We start from the raw sequence: 16,110 nt of genomic DNA on the forward strand, positions 1-16,110 counted from the left end.
TCCGCCAGGGCGATCGCACCGTCCTGGACCGTGTTGTGCTCGTGCACCGCGGGCCCGGGTGGCCCGCGGTCAGCCCGTGGTGCCCGCCCCGCCGGTGGCGGGGCGGGCACCACGGTGCGCGTCCGTGCGTCAGCCCTGGTCGGGCGTGCCGGCCGCGTCCTGCTCGGTGGCGGTCGCGGACTCCGTCCCGTCGACGGCGTCGACGGCGTCCTCCGCGCCCTCCTCCTCGTCGGCCTCCGCGTTGCGGGCCATGCCCACCACCGCGTCGCGCTTACCGAGGTTGATCAGTTGGACGCCCATGGTGTCACGTCCGGTTTCACGTACCCCGGAAACCCTGGTCCGGATCACGCCGCCGGAGAGCGTGATGGCCATGATCTCGTCGCTCTCCTCGACCACCAGCGCGCCGACCAGCGAGCCCCGGCCCTCGACGATCTTCGCCGCCTTGATACCGAAACCACCGCGTCCTTGGACACGGTACTCGTCAACCGAGGTCCGCTTCGCGTAACCGCCGTCGGTGGCGGTGAAGACGTAGGTGCCGGCCCGCACCACGTTCATCGAGAGCAGTTCGTCGTCCTCGCGGAAGGCCATGCCCTTCACCCCGGAGGTGGCCCGGCTCATCGGGCGCAGCGCCTCGTCGGTGGCCTTGAAGCGGATCGACTGGGCCTTCCTGGAGATCAGCAGCAGGTCGTCCTCGGCGGAGACCAGCTCGGCGCCGATCAGCTCGTCGTCCCGGCCCTCCTCGTCCTGGCGGAGGTTGATCGCGATCAGGCCGCCGGAGCGCGGGGAGTCGTAGTCCTTGAGCGGGGTCTTCTTGACCAGGCCGCCGCGGGTGGCGAGGACCAGGTAGGGCTTGTCCTCGTAGGTGCGGACGGCCATCACCTGGGTGATGTGCTCCTCCGGCTGGAAGGCCAGCAGGTTGGCGACGTGCTGGCCGCGGGCGTCGCGGCCGGCGTCGGGGAGCTCGTAGCCCTTGGCGCGGTAGACCCGGCCCTTGTTGGTGAAGAACAGGATCCAGTTGTGGGTGGTGGTCACGAAGAAGTGGTCGACGATGTCGTCCTGCTTCAGCTGCGCGCCGCGCACGCCCTTGCCGCCGCGCTTCTGCGAGCGGTAGAGGTCGGAGCGGGTGCGCTTGACGTAGCCGCCGCGGGTGATGGTGACGACGATGTCCTCCTCGGCGATGAGGTCCTCGATGGAGAGGTCGCCGTCGGAGGGGATCAGGGTGGAGCGCCGCTCGTCGCCGTACTTCTCGACGATCGCGGTGAGCTCCTCGGAGACGATGCCGCGCTGCCGGGGGGGCGAGGCGAGGATCGCGTTGTACTCGTTGATCTTGGCCTGGAGCTCGTCGTGCTCGCTGAGGATGCGGGCGCTCTCCAGGGCGGCCAGCCGGCGCAGCTGCATCTCCAGGATGGCGTTGGCCTGCAGCTCGTCGATGGCGAGCAGCTGCATCAGGCCGGTGCGGGCGGCCTCGGCGCTCTCGGAGGCGCGGATCAGGGCGATCACGGCGTCGATCTGGTCGAGCGCCTTGAGCAGGGCGCGCAGGATGTGCGCGCGCTCCTCGGCCTTGCGCAGCCGGAAGGTGGTCCGGCGGACGATGACCTCGATCTGGTGGGCGACCCAGTGGCGGATGAAGGCGTCCAGCGAGAGGGTGCGCGGCACGCCGTCGACCAGGGCCAGCATGTTGGCGCCGAAGTTGGTCTGCAGGTCGGTGTGCTTGTACAGGTTGTTGAGGACGACCTTGGCGACCGCGTCCCGCTTGAGGACGATGACCAGGCGCTGGCCGGTGCGCGAGGAGGACTCGTCGCGGACGTCGGCGATGCCGGCGATCCGGCCGTCCTTGACCAGGTCGGCGATCTTGAGGGCGAGGTTGTCCGGGTTGACCTGGTAGGGCAGCTCGGTGATCACCAGGCACTGGCGGCCCTGGATCTCCTCGACCTCGACCACGGCGCGCATGGTGATCGAGCCGCGGCCGGTGCGGTAGGCGTCCTCGATGCCCCGGCGGCCGACGATCAGCGCGCCGGTCGGGAAGTCGGGGCCCTTGATCCGCTCGACCAGGGCCTCCAGCAGCTCCTCGTTGGAGGCCTCGGGGTGCTCCAGCGCCCAGAGCGCGCCGGAGGCGACCTCGCGGAGGTTGTGCGGCGGGATGTTGGTGGCCATGCCGACCGCGATGCCGGTGGCGCCGTTGATCAGCAGGTTGGGGATCCGGGCGGGCAGGACGGTCGGCTCCTGCTGCCGGCCGTCGTAGTTGGCGGCGAAGTCGACGGTCTCCTCGTCGATGTCGCGCATCATCTCCATCGCCAGCGGCATCATCTTGCACTCGGTGTAGCGCATCGCCGCGGCCGGGTCGTTGCCCGGGGAGCCGAAGTTGCCGTTGCCGTCGACCAGCGGCATCCGCATCGACCAGGGCTGGGCGAGGCGGACCAGGGTGTCGTAGATCGAGGTGTCGCCGTGCGGGTGGTAGTTGCCCATCACGTCGCCGACCACGCGGGCGCACTTGTAGTAGCCCTTCTCGGGCCGGTAGCCGCCGTCGTACATCGCGTAGAGCACCCGGCGGTGCACCGGCTTGAGGCCGTCGCGGACCTCGGGCAGGGCGCGCGAGACGATGACGCTCATCGCGTAGTCGAGGTAGGAGCGCTGCATCTCGGTCTCGAGCTCGATGAGCTCGACCCGGTTGCCGCTCTGGGCGGGGATGGTGCTGTCCTCGGGCTGTTCGCCGCCGTCGGGACGGTTGTCGTCGACCACTGGTGGTCAGTTTCCTTTCAACGATCCTTGGCGGGACGTCAGACGTCCAGGAAGCGGACGTCCTTGGCGTTGCGCTGGATGAAGGAGCGGCGGGCCTCGACGTCCTCGCCCATCAGGACGGAGAACAGGTCGTCGGCGCGGGCGGCGTCCTCCAGGGTGACCTGGAGCAGCAGGCGGTGCGCGGCGTCCATGGTGGTGACGCGCAGCTCCTCGGCGTTCATCTCGCCGAGGCCCTTGAAGCGCTGGATCGCGTCGTCCTTGGGGAGCCGGCGGCCGGCCTCGACGCCGGCCGCGATCAGCGCGTCGCGCTCGCGGTCGGAGTAGGCGTACTCGAACTCGTCCCGGCCCCACTTGATCTTGTAGAGCGGGGGCATCGCGAGGTACACGTACCCGGCCTCGACCAGCGGGCGCATGAAGCGGAACAGCAGGGTCAGCAGCAGGGTGCGGATGTGCTGTCCGTCGACGTCGGCGTCGGCCATCAGCACGATCTTGTGGTACCGCAGCTTCTCGGCGTCGTAGTCCTCCTGGATGCCGCAGCCGAAGGCCGAGATCAGCGCCTGGACCTCGGTGTTCTGCAGCACCTTGTCGATCCGGGCCTTCTCGACGTTCAGGATCTTGCCGCGGATCGGGAGGATCGCCTGGGTGCGCGGGTCGCGACCCTGCTTGGCGGAGCCGCCGGCCGAGTCGCCCTCGACGATGAAGATCTCGCACTCGGCCGGGTCCTTGGACTGGCAGTCCGAGAGCTTGCCGGGCAGCGAGGCGGACTCCAGCAGGCCCTTGCGCCGGGTCAGGTCGCGGGCCTTGCGGGCGGCGACCCGGGCGCTGGCGGCCTGGATGGACTTGCGGATGATGTCCGCGGCCTCGTTGGGGTTGCGGTCCAGCCAGTCGGCGAGGTGCTCGTTGACCACCTTCTGGACGAAGGTCTTGGCCTCGGTGTTGCCGAGCTTGTCCTTGGTCTGGCCCTCGAACTGCGGCTCGCCGAGCTTGACCGAGATGATCGCGGTCAGGCCCTCGCGGATGTCCTCGCCGGAGAGGTTGTCGTCCTTGTCGCGGAGCAGCTTCTTGTCGCGCGCGTACCGGTTCACCAGACCGGTGAGCGCGGCCCGGAAGCCCTCCTCGTGGGTGCCGCCGCCGTGGGTGTGGATGGTGTTGGCGAACGAGTACACGCCCTCGGTGTAGGACGAGTTCCACTGCATGGCGATCTCGGCCGAGATCGTCTTGTCCTTGTCCTCGGCCTCGAAGTCGATCACCGAGGGGTGGACCACCTCGCCCTTGCGGGAGTTGAGGTGGGCCACGAAGTCGGCGATGCCGCCGTCGTACCGGTAGGTGACCGAGAGCGGCTTGCCCTCGTCGTCCACGTGCTCGGGGCGCTCGTCGGTCAGCGCGATGGTGAGGCCCTTGTTGAGGAAGGCCATCTCCTGGAAGCGCCGGGAGAGCGTCTCGAACGAGTAGACGGTGGTCTCGAAGATGTCCGGGTCGGCCCAGAAGGTGACCGTGGTGCCGGTCTCCCCGGTCTCCTCGTGCCGGGCCAGCGGGGCGGTCGGGGCGCCGGACTTGTACTCCTGCGTCCAGCGCGCGCCGTCGGTGCTGATGTCCACCGCGAGGCGGGTGGAGAGCGCGTTCACCACCGAGATGCCGACGCCGTGCAGGCCGCCGGAGACCGCGTAGCCGCCGCCGCCGAACTTGCCGCCCGCGTGCAGCACGGTCAGCACGACCTCGACGGCCGGCCGGTCCTGGCCGGGCATGATGCCGACCGGGATGCCTCGTCCGTTGTCCACCACCCGCACGCCGCCGTCGGCCAGGATCGTGACGCCGATGGTGTCGGCGTGGCCGGCCAGCGCCTCGTCGACGGAGTTGTCGACGATCTCGTAGACGAGGTGGTGCAGGCCGCGCTCACCGGTCGAGCCGATGTACATGCCCGGGCGCTTGCGGACGGCGTCGAGGCCTTCCAGCACCTGGATCGCGCTGGCGTCGTAGGCCTTCTGGTCGGACGGGTCTGGGGTCTGGCTGGGGTTGCCGGAATCGGCCACGAAGCGCCCTCTCTGGCACAGCGCGGGCCGCGCTCCCGCCCGGTTGTCCGGGCAGGTGTGCGACCACGGCGTTTCGACTCGAGTTGCTGCACACGACGGTGTTTGCTCTCCAGTCTACCGGTACGACCGACAGTGAGGGGCGTTTGGCAGCCTCTGAAGGCAGATGTGCCGCCCTGAATCCCCTCGGGACGTGTCCCGATACTCGGCAGGGGGGCTCAGAGCGCCTGGCAGGGCCGCCAGCGATTCCGGAGCCCGCCGGTCCGCTCGCGCCGGGTCAGCCCCAGGTGTCGCCCGGGCCCTTGCTCCCCGGCGCCCGCAGCCGCCCGTAGCCGCGCACCGGGGCGTCCGGCCCCAGGACCTTGATCACCCGGACCGTGCCGTGCCCCAGCTCGTGGTTCAGCCGGGCCACCAACTGACGTGCCAACAAGCGGAGTTGAGTGGCCCACGCGGTGGAGTCGCACTGCACGGTGAGCACCGCCTCGGCCTCCGCGTACGACTTGGGCTCGCAGTGCGCGGCGATGTCCGGACCGACGATCTGCGACCAGCGGCCCATCACCCCGCCGACCGCGGCCGGCGCCTCCCAGCCCCGCTCGGTGATCAGCCGGTTCAGCGCGGCCCCCAGCGGCACCGGGTCCCGGCCGTCCGCCCGGGCGCCGCTGCGCAGGCCGGTCCGCTTGGCCTCCCGCCGCTCGCGGACCTGCTCGCCGCGCTGCCTGGCCTGCTCCTTGGCGGCGCGCAGCGCGACCCGGGCCAGGTCCACGCCGGAGAGCTCGGGTTCCTGCGCCATCACGCTCCATCCCCAGGCTGTGGACGACTGCTCGGACGAGCCGCCCAGGCTACGTGGTTCCCCGGGCTCACGGGGTCAGCCGGTCCACCGTGCCGTCCGAGACGCCGTAGCGGGCGCCGTGCAGCGCCTTCGGCACGTCCTCGGCGACCGCGGCGGTGACCAGCACCTGCTCGCCGCCGGCCACCAGCTCGGCCAGCCGGTCCCGGCGGCGGGCGTCCAGCTCGGCGAACACGTCGTCCAGCACCAGCACCGGCTCGCCGCCCTCGGCCCGCAGCAGCTCGTACGAGGCCAGCCGCAGCGCCAGCGCGTACGACCAGGACTCGCCGTGGCTGGCGTAGCCCTTGGCGGGCAGGGGGCCCAGCCGCAGCAGCAGCTCGTCGCGGTGCGGGCCGACCAGGGTCAGGCCGCGCTCGATCTCCTGCCGCCGCATCCCCTGGAGGGCCTCCAGCAGCTGCCGCTCGGCCTGCTCGCGGCTGGTCGGCAGCTCGCCCTCGAAGGAGGAGCGGTACTCCAGGACGGTGTCGCCGGCGCCGGGGGCGAGCTGCCGGTAGGCCTCGGCGACCAGCGGCTGCAGGGCGGCCACCAGCTGGATCCGGAAGGCGGTCAGTTCGGCGCCGGCCCGGGCCAGGTGGCCGTCCCAGACCTCCAGGGTGGCCAGGTCGGCGGACTTGCCGCCGCCCGCCCGACGGGCCGTCGCGGCGGTCTTCAGCAGGGCGTTGCGCTGCTTGAGCACCCGCTCGTAGTCGGAGCGCACCCCGGCCAGCCGGGGGGTGCGGGCGGTCAGCAGCTCGTCCAGGAAGCGCCGGCGCTCGCCCGGGTCGCCCTTGACCAGGGCGAGGTCCTCGGGGGCGAACAGCACGGTGCGCAGCACGCCCAGCACGTCCCGCGGGCGGACGTTGTCGGAGCGGTTCAGCCGGGCCCGGTTGGCCTTCCCGGCGGTGAGCTCCAGCTCGACCAGGGTGGAGCGGCCGCCCTGGGAGACCACGCTGGCCCGGATCACCGCCCGCTCGGCGCCGAGCCGGATCAGCGGTGCGTCGGTGGCCACCCGGTGGCTGCCCAGGGTGGCGACGTAGCCGACCGCCTCGACCAGGTTGGTCTTGCCCTGGCCGTTGGGGCCGACGAACGCGGTGACGCCCGGGTCGAGCGGGACCTCGACCCGGGCGTAGGAACGGAAGTCGGCGAGCGACAGGTGCGCGACGTGCATGACGGTGGACTGCGCTCGCCTTCTGGCCGTGGGGGCTTACTTGGACTCGACCGCGTGGCCGCCGAACTGGTTGCGCAGCGCGGCGATCATCTTCATCTGCGGCGAGTCCTCCTGGCGGGAGGCGAAGCGGGCGAACAGCGAGGCGGTGATCGCGGGCAGCGGCACCGCGTGGTCGATCGCGGCCTCGACCGTCCAGCGGCCCTCGCCGGAGTCGGCGGCCCAGCCCTTGAGCTTGGCCAGGTGCTCGTCGTCGTCCAGTGCCCGGACGGCCAGGTCGAGCAGCCAGGAGCGGATCACGGTGCCCTCCTGCCAGCTGCGGAAGACCTCGCGCACGTCGGTCACCTCGGGGGCGGCCTCCAGCAGCTCCCAGCCCTCGGCGAAGGCCTGCATCATCGCGTACTCGATGCCGTTGTGGACCATCTTGGCGAAGTGGCCGGCGCCGACCTTGCCGGCGTGCACCGAGCCGAAGTCGCCCTCGGGCTTGAGCGCGTCGAAGACCGGCTGGACCTTCGCGACGTCCCCGGCGTCGCCGCCGTACATCAGCGCGTAGCCGTTCTCCAGGCCCCAGACGCCGCCGGAGACGCCGCAGTCGACGAAGCCGATGCCCTTGGCGGCCAGCAGCTCGGCGTGCTTGACGTCGTCGGTCCAGCGCGAGTTGCCGCCGTCGACCACCACGTCGCCGGGGGAGAGCAGCTCGGCCAGGCGCTCGACGGTCTCCTGGGTCGGGCCGCCGGCCGGGACCATCACCCACACCACGCGGGGGGCCTCCAGCTTGGCGACCAGCTGCTCGACGCTGTCGACGTCGGCGAGGTCCGGGTTGCGGTCGTAGCCGATGACGGTGTGGCCGGCGCGGCGGATGCGCTCGCGCATGTTGCCGCCCATCTTGCCGAGACCGATGAGGCCGAGCTCCATGACAAGTCCTTCACTGTGGTGTCGTGCCTGATGACGGCGCCGTTGCCGCACTCACTGAGCCTACGCCGACGCTGAGGGGACGCCGGGCAGCCACAGGGGCGCGGAGGCTGCCCGCCCCTCGCGCCCCTGGTGGTGCCGTGCGGTCAGCCGGAGAGGCGGACCGGCATGATCAGGTACTGGTAGGCCTCGTCCGGCTCCGCGTCGACCGCGGGCTTGCCGGTCAGCAGGGCCGGCTTGGTCGGGGTGGTGAAGCTCAGCTGCGCGTACGCGGCGTCGATCGCCTTGAGCCCCTCCTCCAGGTAGCCGGGGTTGAAGGCGATCGAGATGTCGTCGCCCTCCAGGTCGGCGTCGATCCGCTCGGTGGCCTGCGCGTCGTCGCCGGAGCCGGCCTCCAGGGTGAGCACGCCCTGCTCGAAGTTCAGCCGGACCGGGGTGTTGCGCTCGGCCACCAGCGAGACGCGCTTGAGCGCCTCCAGGAAGGGCTGGGTCTGCACCGCGGCGACCGCCGAGAACTCGGTCGGGAAGATCGACCGGAACTTGGGGAACTCGCCCTCCAGCAGGCGGGTGGTGGTCCGCCGGCCGGCCCCCTCGAAGCCGATCAGGCCCTCGCCGGCGCCGCCGGTGGAGAGCGCGATGCTGACCTGGTCGCCGCTGCCGAGCGACTTGGCGATGTCCTGCAGGGTCTTGGCGGGGACCAGCGCGACGGCGTTGATGTCGTCCTGCTCGGGCTTCCAGAGCAGCTCGCGGACGGCGAACCGGTACCGGTCGGTGGCGGCCAGGGTGATCCCGCTGCCGTTGATCTCGACCCGGACCCCGGTGAGCACCGGCAGGGTGTCGTCGCGGCCGGCGGCCACCGCGGCCTGGCTGACCGCCGAGGCGAACACGTCGCCCGGGACGGTGCCGGTGGCGGTCGGCATCTGCGGCAGGGCCGGGTACTCGTCGACCGGGAGGGTCGGCAGCGTGAAGCGCGAGCTGCCGCAGACCACGCTGACCCGGGCGCCGTCGGTGGAGATCTCCACCGGGCGGTTCGGCAGGTTGCGCGAGATGTCGTTGAGCAGGCGGCCGGAGACCAGGACGGTGCCGGCCTCCTCGACGTCCGCCTCCAGCTCGACCCGCGCCGACACCTCGTAGTCGAAGCCGGAGAGCGCCAGGGTGCCCTCCTGCGCGGTCAGCAGCAGGCCGGCCAGCACCGGCACCGGCGGCCGCGCGGGGAGGCTGCGGGCAGCCCAGGCCACCGCCTCCGCGAGGACATCACGCTCCACCCGGAACTTCACCGGTAACCGCCTCCTGGCTGCTGTCGCCGCACGGCCGGCCGGTACCGCCGGCCCGTGCTGTTGATCGTCTGACCCTCTTCGGCCCCCGAGCGGCTCCGGGCGGATCAGCTCCGCCCCGTCCTGCTTCCGGTTGCCGAAGGACAGTCTGACGCACTCGGCTGACAGCCGGGGCAGATGGGCTCAAGCCGACCGAACAAATGTCGGGGCCCGGTTGTCCACAGATTCGGGCCGCACCCACTGTTGATCAAGCTCCGATCTCTCTATGTGTAGCAGTAGTAGTAGGGCCTGTGGATACCGTGGATAACTCCGTTTGCGCAGGTCAGCGGCCAGATTTTGTCCACAGGTCCTGTGGACGGCGCCTGTGGACAACCAGGCCCTCCTGTGGACGACGGAGAGTAATCCACAGGGCACGCTGAGTATCCACAGGTTATCCACAGCTGTATCCACAGAAATCCCCAGGGTTATCCACCGCCGCCGATCAACATCACGTGACGCCTTTCACACCCAGGGCTGACAGGGGAGTTGATGTTGCCGAACTGTGGACAAGGCTGTGGACAACCTGGGGATAACCCACCCGATCCTGTGGACAGCCGGTGGATAACTCCGTGGACCGCCTGACGGGGCCTCAGTTCTCCACAGCCTGTGGATAACTGTTGTGCACAAGTCCACAGGGGGTTGACCTGCGCGGAAGAGCGTAGCGGCGATCCACCTGTGGAGGAACCTCTGGATAACTCGCCCCCGCGCACCCTGTGGACGGGGAAAACCCACCCGTTCCTGTGGAAAACAGGGGTGCGCGCCCGAACCGTTCGATTCGTTGCGCACGTGTTCGCAACGCCGACCGGCCGTCTCGGCGGTCCTTCCGGCGACTCCTGCCCCGTCGAGGGCCCCTCCACACCCCCCGCGGAGCGCCCGGCCGGCCGACCGATCCGATCCGGCCACCACCCGGACGCCACTCCGACACCATCCGAACGGCCCCGTCGGCCGCTGTTCGGATCCACCCCGCGTTCGAACGCCCCGACTTGTCGGGTCCCTACTACAGACCGCCCGCGCGGGCCCGCGGAAGGCCCTCGCGTGCACTCGGACGAGTGCACGGCGCCGACGGCCCGCCACTCGTCCGGGTAATCCCCCGGCATGCGGAAGGGGAGCCGGGCCGCTTCGGCCCGACTCCCCTTCGTCTCGTCAACTCCCCACGTGGGAAAGGTTTTTGACGCCTGCTCCGATACCTGCCGAGGGCGTCCCCGACCCTCCGGTGGTTTTGTTAGCTAGCTCTTGATGCGGTTGGTCAACTCGGTGACCTGGTTGTAGATGGACCGGCGCTCGGCCATCAGCGAGCGGATCTTGCGGTCGGCGTGCATCACCGTGGTGTGGTCCCGGCCGCCGAACTGGGCGCCGATCTTCGGCAGCGACAGGTCGGTCAGCTCCCGGCAGAGGTACATCGCGATCTGCCGGGCCGTCACCAGCACCCGGCTGCGCGAGGAGCCGCACAGGTCCTCGACGCCGAGGCCGAAGTACGCCGCGGTCTGCTGCATGATCACCTGTGCGGTGATCTCCGGCCCGGCGTCCTCGTCCCCGCCCGGGATCAGGTCCTTGAGGACGATGCCGGCCAGCTCCAGGTCGACCGGGGCCCGGTTCAGGTTGGCGAACGCGGTGACCCGGATCAGCGCGCCCTCCAGCTCCCGGATGTTCCGGGTGATCCGGGAGGCGATGAACTCCAGCACGTCGGCGGGGGCGTTCAGCTGCTCCTGGATCGCCTTCTTGCGCAGGATCGCGATCCGGGTCTCCAGCTCCGGCGGGGTGACGTCGGTGATCAGGCCCCACTCGAAGCGGTTGCGCAGCCGGTCCTCCAGGGTGATCAGCTGCTTGGGCGGCCGGTCCGAGGAGAGGACGATCTGCTTGTTCGCGTTGTGCAGGGTGTTGAAGGTGTGGAAGAACTCCTCCTGCGTCGACTCCTTGCTGGCCAGGAACTGGATGTCGTCGACCAGCAGGATGTCGATGTCCCGGTAGCGCTTGCGGAACGCGTCCGCCTTGCCGTCCCGGATCGAGTTGATGAACTCGTTGGTGAACTCCTCCGAGCTCACGTACCGCACCCGGGTGCCCGGGAACAGGCTGCGCGAGTAGTGCCCGATGGCGTGCAGCAGGTGGGTCTTGCCGAGCCCGGACTCGCCGTAGACGAAGAGCGGGTTGTAAGCCTTGGCCGGCGCCTCGGCCACCGCCACCGCCGCGGCGTGCGCGAAGCGGTTGGAGGCGCCGATCACGAAGGTGTCGAACAGGTACTTGGGGTTCAGCCGGGCGTTCGGCTCGTCCTTGCGCGGGCCGCCGGCCGGGGGAGCGCCGGGCGGCGCCGGGACGCCCGGCTGGCGCTCGACCTGGCCGTGCGGCTGCGCGGAGGGCCGCGCGGCCGCACGGCGGGCGCCGCCCTGGCGCGGCCGGTCCTCGTCCGGGGAGCCGAGCGCCCCGCCGAACAGGTCGCCCTGCGCCGAGTCCGGGCCGGGCCGGTGCGAGCGCCTCGGCGCCGGGTCGGGCCGCCGCTCGGGCATCGGGGCGGGCTCGCCCCAGCCGCCGGCCTCCGCACCGGGCTGGTGCTCGCGGTACGGGGCCTGGACGGGCGGGCGGTAGGGCTCGCCCGCCGGGTACGCGGCCGGGTAGGACGGGCGCTGGTAGTCGTCCCCGCCCCGGCCCGGCCAGCTCCCGGGCGGCGGGCCCTGCTGCTGGTAGCCGGGCCCCGCCGGGTACGGCTGCTCGGCCCGGACGGGATAGGGCTGCTCGGTGCGTGCCGGGTACGCCTGCTCGGGCCGCGGGTGCGGCCACTCCGGGACGGGCTCGTGGTCGAGCTCTGGGTCCTGGTCCTGGTCCGGCTCGGAGACCGGGGCGGCGTTGGCGTCCACCATCACCGCGATCCGGACCTGCCGGCCGAACTCGTGCGAGATGGCCTCGGTCAGCTGCGGCAGCAGCCGGCCCTCCAGCACCTGCTTGGCGAACTCGTTGGGAGCCGCGAGCAGGGCGGTGTCGTGCATCATCCACATCGGCTGGGTCCGACGGACCCAGTTCTTGTCCTTCTCCACGACATCGCTGTCGCTCACCAGTCGCTCGACGACCCTCGACCACATCAGGACGAGATCGCTGTTGACATCAGCCACTGGTACACGCTTTCTCGTTCCCCGGACGGGGGAGCCAGGCAAGGTCACGGGGGAGGGTTCGGGTGGCGCGGCGGCGGTGCGGCCGCGGGCACAGAACAAAAGAGACAAGTCCTGCAACGGTAGTCAGCGCGCAGAGCTGATTCAAGTTCCTGTCCACAGGCTGTGGGCAAGGGCGCGGCGGCCACCTGGTTTGACCCTCGGACCCGCTCCCGCGTACCGTAACCAGGTCGAGTTGTCGATGGCCGCTGCCGCATGTCCGCGGGTCCGCCCGCTTCCATGACGCGCGCAGCACGGGCGCCGTGGTGCTCCTCGGCCCAGCAGATCTGGGCCCGGGAGTCGGATTTCCCAAGTCAAGGGGAGGTCGCGCGGACGCACGGTGACGGCCAAGCGATTCCCCGTCATCCTACGATTCACCCCAGGAGCCCCCGAGTGAGCAAGCGCACCTTCCAGCCGAACAACCGTCGCCGCGCCAAGACCCACGGCTTCCGGCTGCGTATGCGTACCCGCGCCGGCCGCGCCATCCTGGCGAACCGCCGTGCCAAGGGCCGCACCGAACTGTCCGCCTGAACCGCGTAGAGGGTCTGCAGTGCTGCCCACCGAGAATCGGCTGCGGCGGCGCCAGGACTTCGCGGCCGCGGTGAAACGCGGTCGCCGCGCCGGCCGGCCCCTGCTGGTGGTCCACCTCCACAGAGAGGCGGTGCCCGAGGCGGGGTCCGACCGGAACAGCGACTCACGCCCGCACGTCGCCGAGGGGCTTCCTCCGGCGCGTGCGGGTTTCGTCGTGAGCAAGGCCGTGGGTCCGGCGGTGGTCCGCAACGCGGTGAAGCGCCGGTTGCGTCACCTGGTCGGCGAGCGCCTGTCCCGGTTGCCCGCAGGTAGCCTGATAGTGGTACGGGCCCTGCCGACCGCGGCGACGGCTCCGTACCCGGACCTCGCGCACGACCTGGACGCGGCACTGCGCCGCGTGCTCAGGTCGGAACCGGCCGGTGGTGCCCCGACGGGAACAGGGCGATGAAGTACCTGCTGATGGGCCTGATCAGGCTCTACCAGTGGACCATCAGTCCGCTGCTCGGTCCGGTGTGCCGTTATTACCCCTCGTGCTCCCGCTACGGGTACGAGGCGGTCCGCGTCCACGGCGCGATCAAGGGCGGGTGGCTGACGGTCTGGCGCATCCTGCGCTGCAATCCTTGGTCTCCCGGTGGGGTCGACCATGTTCCGCCGCGAAAGCACCCGGTGTGGCACCGCCGGCTGCGCAATCTGCTGAGCCCCACGAGCGGGACCGCCGAGCCGGAGCCGGTGGCGAAGCCCGATGCCCAAGGAGTCTGACCGGTGACCTTCGGTTTTCTGAGTCCCCTCTACACAGCGGTGTCCTGGATCATCGTCCAGTTCCACTCGCTGTTCAGCCACGTCTTCGACCCCGACGGCGGCCTGGCGTGGGGTCTGTCCATCGTCATGATGGTGGTCGTCATCCGGATCTGCCTGATCCCGCTCTTCGTGAAGCAGATCAAGGCGACCCGGGCCATGCAGGCGATCCAGCCGAAGATGAAGGCCATCCAGGAGCGCTACAAGAACGACAAGCAGCGCCAGTCCGAAGAGATGATGAAGCTGTACAAGGAGGCGGGCACCAACCCGTTCTCCTCGTGCCTTCCGATCCTCGTGCAGGCGCCGTTCTTCACCGCCCTCTACGGCGTGCTCGCCTCGATCGCCAACGACAAGACGATCGGCGTCATCGACCAGCCGCTGCTGGAGAGCGCCAAGCAGGCGCACATCTTCGGCGCCCCCCTGTCGGCCAAGTTCGTCGGCGCGGACAGCGTCCACATCCAGATCGTCTGCGCGGTCATGATCGTGCTGATGTCTCTGTCGCAGTTCGTCACCCAGCGCCAGCTGATGACCAAGAACGTCGACCTGTCGGTCAAGACGCCGTTCATGCAGCAGCAGAAGATGCTGATGTACGTCTTCCCGATCATGTTCGCGGTGATGGGCATCAACTTCCCGGTCGGTGTGCTGGTCTACTGGCTCACCACCAACGTCTGGTCGATGGCCCAGCAGCTGGTCGTCATCCGCAACAACCCGACGCCGGGCAGCCGGGCGTGGGACGAGCGCCAGGCCCGCCTGAAGAAGGCCGGCCGGATCAACCCGGACGGCTCGATCCAGAAGGCCGGCGTGCTATCGCTGGTCAAGGGCGGCAGCAAGGGCGGCGCGGCGGCCGACGCCCAGGCGGCGGTCGAGGAGAGCGTGCAGGTCCGTCGGCAGCAGCCGCGCAAGCAGAGCAAGGCGCAGCGCCAGGCGACCGCCTCGCACCAGGCGCCCACCGCCGAGCCCGCGGAGCCGCAGGACGCGACGGACGCCGCCGCCCAGGCGGACGAGACCCGGGCCGCGTCGGCCGGTGCCGGCGCCGGAAAGCCCGGCGCGAAGGCGGGCGGGGCGAAGCCGGGCGGCCAGTCGGGCCAGGGCCAGCGCCAGCAGCCGCGACGCGGCGGCCAGCCCGGCCAGCGGCCGAAGAAGAAGTAGTCCCCCACCCTTCGGCCCCACCCGAGGGCCTCGTTTCCGAAGGAGTCCACCTGTGACGGATGGCACCACCTCCGCCGTCGACACCGCCCCGGCCGGTGAGAGCGTCCTCTCGCGTCTGGAGCACGAGGGTGACATCGCCGCCGACTACCTGGAGGGTCTGCTGGACATCGCGGACCTGGACGGCGACATCGACATGGACGTCGAGGGGGACCGGGCCCTGGTCTCCATCGTCAGCGAGGGCGACGACCGGACGCTGCAGCGGCTGGTGGGCCAGGACGGCGAGGTGCTGGAGGCGCTCCAGGAGCTGACCCGGCTGGCCGTGCACCGGGAGACCGGTGAGCGCAGCCGGCTGATGCTGGACGTCGCGGGCTTCCGGGCGCGCAAGCGGACCGAACTGGCGGAGCTGGGCGCGGAGGCGGCCGGGCGGGTGAAGAGCACCGGCGAGCAGGTCAAGCTGCGGCCGATGACCCCGTTCGAGCGCAAGGTGGTGCACGACGCGGTGGCCGCCGCCGGCCTGCGCAGCGAGTCGGAGGGCGAGGAGCCCCAGCGCTGCGTGGTCGTGCTGCCGGCCTGATGCCGGTGGTGCTGCCGTTCCGGCTTCCGACCCCGCCCGCCTCGCGCGGGCGGGGTCGTCGGCTCTGCGGCGGAGTGGCGTTTCACGTGGAACAGTGCTGGTAGGGCGGGTGGATTCGACGGTGAGCGGAGAGGCAGCAGAGATGGACAGGGACGGCACGGCGTCCGAGGCGCCGCTGGAGGGGCCGGGACAGGCGCCGGAGGCAGCGGGACGGATCTTCGGCGACCGGCTGCCGCAGGCCGTGCGCTACACCGAGCTGCTGGCGACCGCCGGGGTGCAGCGCGGGCTGATCGGCCCGCGCGAGGTGCCCCGGCTGTGGGACCGGCACGTGCTCAACTGCGCGGTGCTGGCCGAGCTGCTGCCCGCCGGGGTCTCGCTCTGCGACGTCGGCTCGGGCGCCGGTCTGCCGGGCATCCCGGTGGCGCTGGCCCGGCCCGACGTCTCGGTGACCCTGCTGGAGCCGCTGCTGCGGCGCACCACCTTCCTGGAGGAGGTGGTCCGCGAGCTCGGCCTGGACAACGTCACGGTGCTGCGCGGCCGGGCCGAGGAGACCGTCGGCAAGCTGGCGGTGGACGTGGTGACCGCCCGCGCGGTCGCGCCGCTGGACCGGCTGGCCGGCTGGGGCATGCCGCTGCTGCGCCCGTACGGGCAGATGCTGGCGCTCAAGGGCGACACCGCGGAGCAGGAACTGACCGACTCGCGGGCGGCGCTGACCCGGCTGGGCGCGGTGAAGTGGTCGGTGATCGGGGTCGGCGAGGGCGTGCTGGTGACCCCGACCCGGGTGGTCCGGGTGGAGGCGGGGGAGAGCCCCGGCGGCGTCAAGGCGGCCACCCGCCGGGCCAGGGCGGCCCGGGCCGGGCGCGGCGGCAAGGGCGGCGAGGGCGCGGGCCGGCGCGGTGGCGGCGGCGGTCGCGGTCGGCGCTGAGCCGGTTCGCACGGGAG

General features: G+C 71.1%; 13 protein-coding genes. 6 read left to right on the top strand and 7 right to left on the bottom strand.

What is annotated here, in order from left to right; all coding sequences use genetic code 11:
• Positions 1-129: 129 nt before the first annotated feature.
• From gyrA to dnaA, 7 genes are all read right to left on the bottom strand, one after another.
• Entirely contained in the window at positions 130-2,739 is a 2,610-nt protein-coding gene (gyrA, locus tag ACZ3J7_RS08640) for a DNA gyrase subunit A (protein WP_465618244.1), read from the bottom strand.
• Positions 2,740-2,777: 38 nt separating this feature from the next.
• Complete coding sequence (gene gyrB, locus ACZ3J7_RS08645) at positions 2,778-4,769, bottom strand: DNA topoisomerase (ATP-hydrolyzing) subunit B (protein ID WP_465618246.1); 1,992 nt, start codon at positions 4,767-4,769, stop codon at positions 2,778-2,780.
• Between the two features lie 274 nt (positions 4,770-5,043).
• Positions 5,044-5,556: a DciA family protein gene (locus tag ACZ3J7_RS08650; protein WP_014137024.1), complete on the bottom strand. Its 513-nt coding sequence runs from the start codon at positions 5,554-5,556 to the stop codon at positions 5,044-5,046.
• A gap of 67 nt (positions 5,557-5,623) precedes the next feature.
• A complete protein-coding gene (gene recF / locus ACZ3J7_RS08655) occupies positions 5,624-6,760 on the bottom strand; it encodes a DNA replication/repair protein RecF (protein WP_465618248.1) in 1,137 nt (378 codons plus the stop codon).
• 36 nt (positions 6,761-6,796) lie between these two features.
• A complete protein-coding gene (gene gnd / locus ACZ3J7_RS08660; protein WP_465618250.1) occupies positions 6,797-7,672 on the bottom strand; it encodes a phosphogluconate dehydrogenase (NAD(+)-dependent, decarboxylating) in 876 nt (291 codons plus the stop codon).
• Between the two features lie 143 nt (positions 7,673-7,815).
• Positions 7,816-8,946, bottom strand: a complete 1,131-nt coding sequence (dnaN, locus tag ACZ3J7_RS08665; RefSeq protein WP_465618252.1) for a DNA polymerase III subunit beta — start codon at positions 8,944-8,946, stop codon at positions 7,816-7,818.
• Positions 8,947-10,208: 1,262 nt separating this feature from the next.
• The gene (gene dnaA, locus ACZ3J7_RS08670; RefSeq protein WP_465618254.1) at positions 10,209-12,083 is read right to left on the bottom strand and encodes a chromosomal replication initiator protein DnaA; all 1,875 of its coding nucleotides are present in this window, start codon (positions 12,081-12,083) and stop codon (positions 10,209-10,211) included.
• Between the two features lie 429 nt (positions 12,084-12,512).
• On the opposite strand from dnaA, the gene rpmH reads away from it, so the two are divergent.
• The 6 genes from rpmH to rsmG all read left to right on the top strand — a co-directional run bounded on the left by rpmH (position 12,513) and on the right by rsmG (position 16,093).
• Positions 12,513-12,650, top strand: a complete 138-nt coding sequence (gene rpmH, locus ACZ3J7_RS08675) for a 50S ribosomal protein L34 (protein WP_014137019.1) — start codon at positions 12,513-12,515, stop codon at positions 12,648-12,650.
• A gap of 19 nt (positions 12,651-12,669) precedes the next feature.
• A complete protein-coding gene (rnpA, locus tag ACZ3J7_RS08680) occupies positions 12,670-13,098 on the top strand; it encodes a ribonuclease P protein component (RefSeq protein WP_465618256.1) in 429 nt (142 codons plus the stop codon).
• Positions 13,095-13,409, top strand: coding sequence for a membrane protein insertion efficiency factor YidD (gene yidD, locus ACZ3J7_RS08685; RefSeq protein ID WP_014137017.1), 315 nt, complete (start codon positions 13,095-13,097; stop codon positions 13,407-13,409). The genes rnpA and yidD overlap by 4 nt, the downstream gene beginning before the upstream one ends.
• A gap of 3 nt (positions 13,410-13,412) precedes the next feature.
• Entirely contained in the window at positions 13,413-14,594 is a 1,182-nt protein-coding gene (gene yidC / locus ACZ3J7_RS08690) for a membrane protein insertase YidC (RefSeq protein ID WP_465618258.1), read from the top strand.
• 52 nt (positions 14,595-14,646) lie between these two features.
• Positions 14,647-15,168, top strand: a complete 522-nt coding sequence (locus ACZ3J7_RS08695; RefSeq protein WP_465618260.1) for a Jag family protein — start codon at positions 14,647-14,649, stop codon at positions 15,166-15,168.
• A 142-nt stretch (positions 15,169-15,310) separates the two neighbouring features.
• Positions 15,311-16,093: a 16S rRNA (guanine(527)-N(7))-methyltransferase RsmG gene (rsmG, locus tag ACZ3J7_RS08700; protein WP_465618262.1), complete on the top strand. Its 783-nt coding sequence runs from the start codon at positions 15,311-15,313 to the stop codon at positions 16,091-16,093.
• Positions 16,094-16,110 lie beyond the last annotated feature (17 nt).

The organism is Kitasatospora sp. NPDC015121, from assembly GCF_055562955.1.